The organism is Clostridium tarantellae (genome assembly GCF_009295725.1).
In the GTDB taxonomy this organism is placed as follows: domain Bacteria; phylum Bacillota; class Clostridia; order Clostridiales; family Clostridiaceae; genus Sarcina; species Sarcina tarantellae.
In genome coordinates, this window is the sequence record NZ_WHJC01000086.1 from 1 (window position 1) to 12,371 (window position 12,371).

The 12,371-nt window shown below is 25.9% G+C and carries 7 protein-coding genes; 5 read left to right on the forward strand and 2 right to left on the reverse strand.

From position 1 onward, the window contains the following. The first annotated feature begins 201 nt into the window (after positions 1-201). The gene (locus GBZ86_RS07565; RefSeq protein WP_152889292.1) at positions 202-1,266 is read left to right on the forward strand and encodes a pyruvate kinase; all 1,065 of its coding nucleotides are present in this window, start codon (positions 202-204) and stop codon (positions 1,264-1,266) included. Positions 1,267-1,334: 68 nt separating this feature from the next. Here GBZ86_RS07565 and GBZ86_RS07570 read toward each other — a convergent pair whose 3' ends face one another. Continuing rightward, the gene (locus tag GBZ86_RS07570) at positions 1,335-1,889 is read right to left on the reverse strand and encodes a phosphatase PAP2 family protein (protein WP_152889294.1); all 555 of its coding nucleotides are present in this window, start codon (positions 1,887-1,889) and stop codon (positions 1,335-1,337) included. 348 nt (positions 1,890-2,237) lie between these two features. Further along, the gene (locus GBZ86_RS07575; protein ID WP_152889296.1) at positions 2,238-2,900 is read right to left on the reverse strand and encodes a GerMN domain-containing protein; all 663 of its coding nucleotides are present in this window, start codon (positions 2,898-2,900) and stop codon (positions 2,238-2,240) included. Between the two features lie 162 nt (positions 2,901-3,062). Between GBZ86_RS07575 and GBZ86_RS07580 the strand changes: the two genes are divergently transcribed. From GBZ86_RS07580 to GBZ86_RS07595, 4 genes are all read left to right on the forward strand, one after another. Continuing rightward, positions 3,063-4,028 (forward strand): S8 family peptidase, encoded by a 966-nt coding sequence (locus GBZ86_RS07580; protein WP_152889298.1) that lies wholly within the window; start codon positions 3,063-3,065, stop codon positions 4,026-4,028. A gap of 232 nt (positions 4,029-4,260) precedes the next feature. Then, the gene (locus GBZ86_RS07585) at positions 4,261-5,583 is read left to right on the forward strand and encodes an APC family permease (protein WP_152889300.1); all 1,323 of its coding nucleotides are present in this window, start codon (positions 4,261-4,263) and stop codon (positions 5,581-5,583) included. Between the two features lie 294 nt (positions 5,584-5,877). Continuing rightward, complete coding sequence (locus tag GBZ86_RS07590; protein ID WP_152889302.1) at positions 5,878-11,610, forward strand: family 20 glycosylhydrolase; 5,733 nt, start codon at positions 5,878-5,880, stop codon at positions 11,608-11,610. A gap of 165 nt (positions 11,611-11,775) precedes the next feature. Further along, positions 11,776-12,273: a hypothetical protein gene (locus tag GBZ86_RS07595; RefSeq protein ID WP_152889304.1), complete on the forward strand. Its 498-nt coding sequence runs from the start codon at positions 11,776-11,778 to the stop codon at positions 12,271-12,273. Positions 12,274-12,371: the final 98 nt, after the last annotated feature.

Sequence of the window (12,371 nt, forward strand, 5' to 3'; positions counted from 1 at the left end):
TCATAATATTAAAAATATATTTGAAAAATTTAGAAATTTTGCTTATAAAACTAAAAATAGCATTTTTGCTTTATGCAAAAATGCTATTTGTCTACAAACTGCCACTATTTAAATAAATAGTGGATTTTTATTTTAAATTGTATTATAAATTCTATTAATTAAACATATAATTTAAGGATTAAGATTTAGGGGAGGAATAAGATGCATTTAATCGCTACTATTGGACCAAGATCTTCACAACCAGAAATTATTGATAAAATAATAGAAGGTGGAATAAATACAATAAGAATAAATCTTTCTCATGGCATATATGAGAATATAGATGAAGCTGTAAAGTACATAAGGGCAAAGTATAATGACATAAATATATTAATGGATTTACAAGGAAATAAAATTAGAGTTTCTAATAAACTAAAAACTTCTTTTAGAGCTACAGAAAAATCTAATATATATTTTTGTTCAGAAGATGATTATGAAAGTTATTTAAGAAATAAAAAATATAATAATTTAATTCCTTTAAATATAAGTAGAAATATATTACTTAGCAAATCTTTTAAAAAAATATATATGAAAGATGGAACTATGGAGTTTATTACTTTAGGAAAAGAAAATTATACAATAAAAACCTTAGTTAAAATTGGTGGTATAGTAAGAGCTGAAAAAGGATGTAATCTGCCAGGGATTGATAGAAGTGGTTGGGGATTAACGGAGAAAGATATTAGAGATATTGAATATGCTTTAAGTAGAAATGTAGATATAATATCTTATTCTTATTGTTGTAATAAAATTCAATGTAAAGAACTTAAAGAGAATATATTTGCAAAATTAAAAAATAAACAAGCTATACCTAAAATATGGGGAAAGATAGAAACTAAGGATGGAATAGACAATATAAAAGAAATATCCCAAGAATTGGATGGGGTGGTTATTGCAAGAGGTGATTTAGTACCAGAAACTCATTTGTTAAATATTCCAATAATACAAGATAAAATAGTAAATAGTTTAAAAGGAGAATTTAAAGAGATAATAGTAGCTACTAATGTTTTAAATTCTATGAAAAATAATAATTTACCCACAATAAATGAATTAAGTGATATATATACATTAATTAAAGGAGGAGCTACTGGGTTTATGTTGACAGGAGAAACAACAGTAGGAAAAAAACATAAAGAAGTAGTTTCTTTATTAAAACAGGTTACGGATTATTATAAAGAAGTTTTAAAAAAAGCAAAAAAGAAAAAAGATGATTTAATAAAAAACAATTAAAATTAAATTAATGAGTATAAAAATAATAAACCATGATTCTATAATGTAGATAATCATGGTTTATTTAGTTATTTAATCTTTATAGGGTATTTAATATGTAAAATAGTTCTTTTATAAAGGTACATAATTATTGAAAAACTAATAAATCCAAGAATTACACCACAAATTACATCACTTGGATAGTGTACTAATAAATATATTCTAGAGAGACCTGTAAAAATGGCTAATATAAAAATTGGTAGTTTATATTTTTTAAAATAATAACTTAACATAAAAGCAGCAGCAAAAGCTGTGGAGGTATGACCAGAAGGAAATGAAAAACCTTTAGGTTTAGTTATTATAATATTTAGTGTTGATAAAGTGTTGAAAGGACGAGGTCTTTGTGCAATATGTTTTAATAAACCTTCTCCTAAGATTGTATTAAGAATTATAGCAAATAAAGTAAGAATTCCTATAATTCTAAATTTCTTTTTACATAGTAGAAATAAGCTTAGTAGTATCCATAACACTCCTAAATTACTTAAACTAGTTATGAAACTCATAAATTTATTCATTATGTTTGAGTGAATATTATTTTGAATCCAAAATAATATGTAAGTATCTAAATTTTGAATAAATTCCATAATTAAACTCCTATCTTAAAATACTTTAAAAATATCTTAAAGGTATAAATTAAAAATGTCTAGTTAATTTATATAAATATTAAAATAGTATATGATAAAAAATTCTAAATATGCAGGTGATTTTTATGAAAATAATCATAAATTTACATAATGTAGAATAAATAACTTGAGAAATTATAAAAAGTAAGATATTAAATAAAAAAGGTTCCTTAGTATAAAAATAAGATATAGATAAATCTGCATTATAGTTTTATGCTAAGAAATATACTTTAATTTTATTAAGGAACCATAATTAATATTTATATGCTATTATCATAATAAATAAAATTTTATAGTATTAAATTAAAATTATTTAAGTGGTTTTACATTTGAATAATCAACTGTAAAATAGTCACCATCTTCCATTAAAATATGCCCACTAGCATAATTTTTTCCTTCTATGGTAATAATAACTTTTTTTACATTTAAATTGTAACCGTAGGTGTTAGTTAAACATTGAAACATACAAGATTCAGACCCACTTCCTAAATTTATTTCAGAATAAAATTCTTTAGATAGATCAACTTTTAAAATATCATTACTTACTTTAGCGGATTTTACTGAAACTTTAGGATAAAATACTTTATTAAGATTCTTATTAGGAGGAGTTTGTAGCTCTTTAGAAAGAGTTTTAATTATAGCATTATCTACTAGGTTTACTTTTTTATCTACATAGTAAATATTATAATTAGAATCATAATAAAAAAGTCTGTAAATTCTAGATTCAATTATAGGATCTTTTGGTGGATTTGTAGGTTTATTAGAGTCATCTGGTTTTGTAGGTTTATTAGAGCCATCTGGTTTTGTAGGTTTATTAGAATCATTTGGATTAGTGGGTTTACTTGGCTCTATAATTTTATCATCTGGAACATTAGGTGAAGAAGGTTCATTTTTTACTATTATACATCCCATAAGAAAAATAGGTAGTGTAACTAAAACCAAAATTTTAAAAAAATTAGCTTTAAATTTCATAATAAAAGCTCCCTTCAAATTAGCATATAGTTTTTTATATACTATAGTTTATTATTTTATGCTTTTAAGGTGCATTAAAATTAATATTATAAATAAAATAGGTAACATAAAAAACATTATTATCATAAAGTATAAAGAAGAATATTATGTGAGGTAATGTTTATGAGAAGTTATGAATATAATTTACCTAAATATTATATTAATAGTATATCTAAAGTTAATGATAGAATACCTGATGGTGTTAAAATGATAAAAGCACCGGAATTTTGGGAAAAAGGTAGAATGGGAGAAGGTATAGTAATAGCAGTTATTGATACTGGATGTGATGTAAATCATCCAGACTTACAAGATAGAATAGCAGGTGTGAAAAATTTTACCTCTGATGATGGCGGAGATACTAATAATGTAACAGATTATGTAGGACATGGAACCCATGTATGTGGAATTATAGCAGCAAATGAAAATAGTAGTGGTATAATAGGTGTAGCACCAAGAGCGAAACTTTTAGTGTTAAAATCTATAACATCAAATGGAGGAACTGCAGAGTGGGTTATTGATGCTATTAATTATGCTATAGATCAAAAAGTAAATATAATTTCAATGTCGTTAGGGTCAAATACTCCTAATGATGATTTATACATTGCTATAAAAAGAGCAGTAAATAATAATATTTTATGTGTTTGTGCAGCTGGCAATAATGGTGATAATAATAGTGAAACAGATGAATTAAATTATCCAGCATATTATAGTGAAGCTATATCAGTTGGTTCAATAAATATTGAAAGAAAATTTAGTCCATTTTCAGATTCTAATAATGAAGTTGATTTAGTAGCTCCAGGACAAGGTTTTGGAAAAAAAGGTATATTATCTACAGCACCTGGAGCAAGATATGTAGAAATGCAGGGAACATCAATGGCAACACCTCATGTAGCTGGTGCATTAGCATTAATAATAAATTGGTCAAAGGATAATTTTAAAAGAGAATTAGGTGAAGTAGAATTATATGCACAGTTGATAAAAAGAACTATTTCATTAGGATACAATAAGAAAATGGAAGGTAATGGAATGCTTTATTTATCAACAGAAGAATTATTAACTAAAGTAATATCTAGCGAACAAATTTTTTGAATATAAAAAAATTATATTTAGTTTTATATTTTAAAGTTTTTAAGAGTTGTAATTAAATTTTTTAATTACAACTCTTAATTTTACAAATATTATAGTTTTTATAGAAGAAAAATGAAGAATAATATCTAAAAATGCATAAAAAATATGACTTTAGTATTTAATTTGTATGACTTTTATGTTATATTGTATGAAAATACTTTTTTGTAACATAAATTTAGTAAGGGGGAGCTTTATGAAAAAGCATAAACACGAATATGGACTATTTACTGCTATTACTATGATTGTTGGAATAGTTATAGGTTCGGGAATATTTTTTAAAAGTGATAATATTCTTATAGCTACAGGCGGAAGTGTTAGTTTAGGGGTTTTTATGTTTTGCATTGCTGCAATTGGAATTATATTTGGTAGTTTATCAGTATCAGAGCTTGCTTCAAGAGAAAGTAAAGCTGGTGGAATTATAACTTATGCAGAATATTCACTTAATAAATCTTTTGCATGTGCTTTTGGTTGGTTTCATACATTTTTATATTATCCAACTTTATTAGCTGTTGTTTCATGGGTAACTGGTATATATACTTGTATTTTATTTGGGTTAAAAGGAACATTAGAACTTCAAATAATAATAGGTTTTTCAGTAATGGCATTTTTATTTTTAGTTAATATATTATCTGCAAAATTAGGGGGGTATTTTCAAAATACTGCCACTATTATAAAATTAATTCCTTTAATTTTAATAGCATTAATAGGATTATTATTTGGAGATGTTAGTAGTATATCTGTTACAGATGTTACACAAATGGAATCTGTTGGATGGATAACTGCAATTGCTCCAATTGCATTTTCTTTTGATGGATGGATAGTAGCATCATCTATAGGTCATGAAATGAAAAATCCAAAAAAAGATTTACCTAAAGCACTTGTGTTAGCACCTATATTTATATTAATAGTATATGTATTATATTTTATTGGTATTAGTATATATGTTGGGCCTGAAACAGTTATGAAATTAGGAGATGCTCATGTTGATTTAGCTGCTAATAATATATTTGGCCCAATGGGAGCTAAATTAATTATAATATTTGTAATTATTTCAATAATGGGTACTGTTAATGGATTAATAATGGGTTTAAGTAGAATGCCATATTCATTAGCTTTAAGAGGAATGTTTCCTAAAGTTAAAGGATTAACTAAAATAAGTAATAAATATGGAATATCAGTAAAATCAGCTGTAATTGCATTTATATTGAGTGTTATTGCAATTATAGTACATTATTTAACTCAAAAGTTTAATATGTTACCTAATTCAGATATATCAGAAATATCAATTACAATAAATTATGTATTATTTATAGTTTTATATATAAAAGTATTTAGAATGGGATGTAATGGAGAAATTACAGGTGTATGGAGAGGAAAAATAAATCCTATTTTAGCAACATGTGGTTCTCTTTTGATTTTAATAGGTAGTATAAGCAATCCATTATTTGGTTTGTATGCGGTTATTTGTTCTATAGTATTAGTATCGGCAATTATTTTTTGGAAAAGAAAAGAGTAAAAACTAATAAAAAACTTCAAGAGGTAAAACTCTTGAAGTTTTTTTAGTTTTTATACACAGATTTTTACATAAAATAAATAATTTAACTTGTATGGTATGTGTGATAAAATTAAAAAAATAACAAAAGTAGATAAAAATTACATCTATTTGTATTAGTTTGGGAATAGAATTTTCTTAATATATTATATATTTTTAGAAAATATTTGTGGCTAAAAATAATATAATCAACAACTAATTAAATAAACATATTATAAATTAGATATATTAAAAGGGTTAAGGAGGAGATTTTTAATAATGGATAAGGATAAAGAGAATTTAATTAATGATTTTAAAATACAATCTATGGATTCAACTTCCTCTTACACAAGTTTTTTAAATGATGGAAATGTAGGAACAGAAATTAATGAATTTAATTTTAGTAGTGGATGGAATTATGAAAAGTTTACTGGTGATGAAGCATATGAAAGAGATAATCATTGGACAGTTCAAATAGGTGCAACAGTAGGCATAAAATTTATAGCGTCTAAATTTTATATAGTAGCTATAAAAGATCCAGGGCATGGAATTATGACAATTTCAATTGATGATGGAGTAGAAAGGGATATAGATTTATATTCAAGTGAAAGAACTTTTAAACAAGTAGTATTTGAAAGTGAAGTTTTAAATAATAATTATCATAAAGTTATAATTAAATGTTCAGGAAGAAAAAATGCAAATGCAAGAGGTATAGCAGCGTCTATAGATGGAATTTTTATCTTAAATAATAATTCAATTATACCTCCTTTTGGGGCTTTACCAACAAATGAACAGGTAGAATATCAAAAAGAAGAGCTTACAGCTTTTATACACTTTGGAGTTAATACCTTTACAGACCGTGAATGGGGAACAGGAGGAGAAAATCCACAAATATTTAATCCATCAGATTTAAATACAGATCAATGGATTAAAAGTTTAGCAGATGCGGAGTTTAAAAGAGTAATTTTAACAGCAAAGCATCATGATGGATTTTGTTTATGGAATAGTGCATATACAAGTCATGATGTTGGAAGTAGTCCTTGGATGTCAGGTAGCGGTGATGTAGTAAAATTAATGTCTAAGTCTTGTGAAAAATATGGAGTAAAGTTTGGAGTATATTTATCACCATGGGATGCAAATTCTAAATATTATGGTACTGGGGATGCATATAATAAATATTATATGGATCAATTAACAGAGCTATTAACTAATTATGGAACAATAGCAGAAGTATGGATGGATGGAGCTAAAGGTACTAATGTAAATCAAGATTATAAATTTAATGAATGGTTTACTTTAATTAAAAAATTACAACCAGAATGTGAAATATTTAGTCCACAAGGACCAGATATAAGGTGGATAGGAAATGAAAATGGATATGCTGGAGAACCTTGTTGGTCAACTATAAATGTAGAAAAAATGAAACAGCAAGAAATTCCAAGTTATTTAAATAATGGTGAAGAAGGTGGACCAGATTGGATAGTTGGGGAATCAGATGTTTCAATAAGACCAGGGTGGTTTTATCATAGTAGTCAAGATGCTTCGGTTAAATCTTTAAGTAAATTAATTGATATATATTTTAAATCAGTGGGAAGAAACTCAGTATTATTATTAAATGTTCCACCAGATAAAAGAGGATTATTCCATGAAAATGATGTAAATAGATTAAAAGAATTTGGAGATGCTATAAAAGGAACATTTGCTATTAATTTAGCTTTAAATAAGAGTGTAATAGTAGATAGTATATATAATGATTCAGTAGATTTTAATGGTAATAAAATGGTTGATGGAAATTTTGAAACCTATTGGGCACCAAAGGAAGGAGCTACTACTGGAACTTTTGAATTAGATTTAGGAGAGATAACTACTTTTGATGTTATTAGCTTACAAGAATATATTCCATTAGGACAAAGAGTAGCAGAGTTTAATGTACAAGTAGAGCAAATAGAGCAAAAGGAAAGTTGGGTTGAAGTATTCAGTGGAAAAACTATAGGATATAAAAGACTTATAAGGCTAGCTCCTATGGCAGCACAAAAAATAAAAGTAAATATAACCCGTTCTTTAGCAACCCCTTTAATAAATAGTATAGGAGTATACAAGCAACCAGATAATATATCTTTACCATCACAACCATTAGGGACAGAACTTTTAAATGATGGAAATATAGGAACACAAATTAATGAATTTAATTTTAGTAGTGGATGGAATTATGAAAAACTTACTAGTGGTGAAGCATATGAAGGAGATAATCATTGGACAGTTCAAACAGGTGCAACAGTAGAAGTAAAATTTATAGCAACTAAATTTTATATAGTGGCTATAAAAGATCCAAGTCATGGAATAATGACTATTTCAATTGATGATGGAGCGGAGATTGATATTGATTTATATTCAAGTGAAAGAACATTTAAACGAGTGGTATTTAAAAGTGAAGAATTAAATAATACTCAGCATAAAGTTAAAATTAAATGTTCAGGAAGAAAAAATACAAATGCAAGAGGAGTAGCAGCATCTATAGATGGTATATTTATTGAAATACCAAAAACTTTAAGCTTTATAAATGATGGAAGTATGGGAACTGGAATAAATGAATTTAATTTTAGTAGTGGATGGAATTATGAAGTTCTTACAAATAATGATAATTATAATAAAGATGCTCATTGGACTTTACAAGTAGGAGCTACTGCAACTGTTAATTTTATTGGAACTAAATTTTATATGATAGCAACAAAAGATCCAGGACATGGAATAATGGAAGTTTCAATAGATAATAATTCTTTTATGGATGTAGATTTATATAGTGATATAAGAATTGGAAAGCAAATAGTTTTTGAAAGCACGGATTTAACTAATGGTAATCATAGCATATTAATTAAATGTTCAGGAAGAAAAAATGCAAATGCAAGAGGAGTAGCAGCATCTATAGATGGAATATTTGCTTTAAATAATAATGGTGCTGGATTATTAGAAATAGAAAAAAAAGAATATACTTTTAATGAAAATGTTGGAGTTGCTACTTTTAAAGTGTTAAGAAAAGGTGGAACCTTAGGTCGTGTTGAAATTGATTATGGAACATTCCCTGGAACTGCTCTAAACGGAGTAAATTATCAACCCTGGTCAGGTACGTTATCATTTAGTGATGGAGAAAAAGAAAAAGTAATTAATATAACTATAATAAATACTAATAGTATAACTACACCAAAAAATTTCACTTTAAAATTAAGTAATCCTTTAGGTGATGCAGTTATTGGAATTAATAGTGAAATTAACATTAATTTGCAAGAGGTAACAACAACAGTAACAACAGTAACAGATATATCTAATATCAATTTAGCTTTAAATAAAAAAGCTGTATCTTCAGCAAATGAAACTTCCACATTAACTGCAAATTATATAACTGATGGAGATACTTTATCAAAAAATTCAAGATGGTCAAGTGGAAATTTTAATAATGGACAGCAATGGATTTATATTGATTTAGAAAAAATAACTGAATTTGATAAGGTAAGAATATATTGGGAGGGAGCTAATGCAACAATATATAGAATAGAAGTTTCAAATGATGCTAATACTTGGACTTCCGTTTATAGAACTATTAATGGTACAGGAGGAATAGAAGCGGTTTCTTTAACTTCCAAACAAAATGCTAGATATGTAAGAATTTATTGTGAAAAAAATAATCCAGCTGTATGGTATACAGTATCTATATATGAAGTTGAAATATATAATGGAGAATTTCCTAATGATGTGGCTAAAATTATTGGAGAAATTAAAGGCTTTACTGTAAAAAAAGGAGATAATAAATTAAATTTACCAGCGGTTCCTTATGGCTTTAAAATAGAGATAGATGGAACAAATTTTAATGGTATAATAGATAAAAAAGCTAATATATATTCTCCATTAACTGATACACTAATTATCATAACCGTTAAAGTTTCAGATAATGAAGAAAGATATTTAACTAAAGATTTTGATATATTAGTACCAGGAGCATATTCTACAAATGAAGGAACAAATGAAAAACCTAATGTAATACCTAATATAAGAGAATGGGTTTCAGGTAATGGTGTTTTTTATGTAACGAACACTAGTAGAATAGTTATTGATAAAGATTATAGTGAAGATTTGAATAAAATAGCAATTAAGTTTAAAAATGATTATAAAGAAATTACAGGAAACGATATACAAGTAGTTATTGGAGATCCTAAAGAGGGAGATTTTTATATTACTTTATATTGTGAAGATAATGGAATAGGAAAAGAAGGATATTATATTTATATAACTGATTATGTAAGAGTTGAAGCAATATCAAAAACAGGAATTTTTTATTCTACTAGAACAATATTACAAATTTTAAAACAATATAATAATATAGTTAAAGGTATAATAAGAGATTATCCTAAATATAAATCTAGAGGTTTTATGCTTGATGTAGGTAGAAAGTTTATTACTATGGATTATTTAAAGCAGTATTTAGAAGTTATGGCTTGGTATAAAATGAATGAATTCCAAATTCATATAAATGATAATTATATATGGATAACAGAAGATACTTGGAGAATAGATTATGAAGCATTTAGATTAGAATGTGAAACCTATCCAGGATTGACAGCTACAGATGGATATTATACAAAAGATGAATATAGTAATTTTGTTAAGTTAGCTAAAGAATATGGAGTACAGATTATAACAGAATTAGATACTCCAGCACATTCATTATCATTTATTAAATATAATGAATCATTAGCTTTAGGAACAGGTAAAGGTAGAGATCATTTAGATGTACAAAACCCTGAAACCTATGGATTTGTGGATAATTTATTTAATGAATATTTAGGTGGAGATGATCCAATTTTAGGATATAATAATTTTCACATTGGAACAGATGAGTATTTTGGAAGTGCAGAACAAATAGATAGTTTTAGAGGATATACTAATTATTATTTAAAACAAATTAGAGATGAATATGGAATTACGCCAAGACTTTGGGGAAGTTTAAATAAGACTCCAGGAAAGACTTCTATAATAAGTGATGGCGTAATAATGAATATTTGGAACCTTATTTGGGCAGATGCTAAAGATATGATAAATAGAGGATATAATATTATTAATAGTATAGATAGTCAGTTATATATAGTACCTTTAGCAGGATATTATAGAGATTATTTAGATATTAAAAATTTATATGAAAATTGGAATGCAAATAATTTTGGAGCTTATAGTATTTCGGAAAATCATCCTCAATTATTTGGAGCAATGTTTGCTGTTTGGAATGATATGATAGGTAAAAAAGCTAATGGTATTTGTGAATTAGATATTTATGATAGAGCTTTACCAGCTACACAGGTTGTTGCTGAAAAGCTTTGGGCAGGAAAAACTAATAAAACTTTTAATGAATTTAATGATATATGTAAAAAATTAAGTGATATTCCTAATTCAAATTTAAGGTATAACGTAAAATCAATGACAAATACAATAATTAAATATACCTTTGAAGATATTAATATAAGTAATATAGCAGATACTTCAGGTAATAATTATAATGGAATTGGAAAAAATGTTGATTTGGTTTTAGGTAAGAATGGAAAAGGAATAAAATTAAATGGTGAAACAAGTTATATACAAACTCCAATAAATAATAAAGGACCAATGTATACTATTTCTATGTGGATTAATAAAGATGCAAATGGGGATTATAGTGAACAAATATTATTAGAATCTTCAATAAGTATTTTTAAAGCAGTTCAGAAAGTAACAGGGAATTTAGGATTTTCAAGGGAAGGATATGATTATTCTTTTAATTATAAATTACCAGAAAATCAATGGGTAAAGTTAACTTTAGTAGGCAGATTGCAAGAAATTAAACTTTATGTAAATGACATTTTGAAAGATACTATCAATATGCAAAATGGAGGGAAAGTGGGTACTTTTATATTCCCATTAAATAGAATAGGTAGTTTAAGTAAAGCATTTAAAGGCATAATTGATGAATTTTTAATTGAAAATATATAATAATATAATTAACTGATAAGAATTGCCTCTAAAATAAATATTTAGAGGCAATTTTAATAATATAAAATAGATTGGCTTTACAAGTATTGAACAAATATTACATAATATATAATATAAAATTAAAAGAATAAATAAACGAAATTTATTAAGGAGAAGAATATTAATATGGGTTTTAGCGGAAATGTAGTTGATAAAGGAATAAAATTAATAGGAAATTTAGTTAAAAAAAGTAGTGAACTTACAGGTACTTTCATAGGAATTTTAAAAGAAAAAATTTTTAAACAACCTGGAGAAAAAGATAAATTTTCAACTAAAGGAAGAATTACTGGACGTGTTTTAAAAAGAGACATAGATAAAGTGGGCGAAAAATCAGCAGTAATTGTAGACAAAGGAGTTGAAGTTATAGGAAAATATATAAGAAAGGCTATTATAATATTTTTAAAAGGATTAAATCAGGCTGCAAAAACAACTTATGAAGGTACAGAAAAACTTAAAAATTCTTTTTATGAATATAATAAATCAAAAGAAAAAGTAAACAATAAAAATAATAAAGACAAAAAAATAAATGATATGGATATGACGATAGTTGAAAGTGAAAAAATTAAAGAGTTTATTCATATAAATAAAAATCATAATGAATATGAAAGTGCGACTTGTTGCTAGACAAAGGTAAGCGAGGGTTTACTATAAAACTAGCCTAATAATTTATAAAATTATTAGAACTGATATTACGAAAGGTAGAATGATAGGGTAACGCCTTG

Excerpts from the sequence above, each read along its gene's own strand:
- GBZ86_RS07575 (WP_152889296.1), bottom strand. The coding sequence starts at position 2,900 with ATGAAATTTAAAGCTAATTTTTTTAAAATTTTGGTTTTAGTTACACTA.
- GBZ86_RS07585 (WP_152889300.1), top strand. The coding sequence starts at position 4,261 with ATGAAAAAGCATAAACACGAATATGGACTATTTACTGCTATTACTATG.
- GBZ86_RS07580 (WP_152889298.1), top strand. The coding sequence starts at position 3,063 with ATGAGAAGTTATGAATATAATTTACCTAAATATTATATTAATAGTATA.
- GBZ86_RS07595 (WP_152889304.1), top strand. The coding sequence starts at position 11,776 with ATGGGTTTTAGCGGAAATGTAGTTGATAAAGGAATAAAATTAATAGGA.
- GBZ86_RS07565 (WP_152889292.1), top strand. The coding sequence starts at position 202 with ATGCATTTAATCGCTACTATTGGACCAAGATCTTCACAACCAGAAATT.
- GBZ86_RS07570 (WP_152889294.1), bottom strand. The coding sequence starts at position 1,889 with ATGGAATTTATTCAAAATTTAGATACTTACATATTATTTTGGATTCAA.
- GBZ86_RS07590 (WP_152889302.1), top strand. The coding sequence starts at position 5,878 with ATGGATAAGGATAAAGAGAATTTAATTAATGATTTTAAAATACAATCT.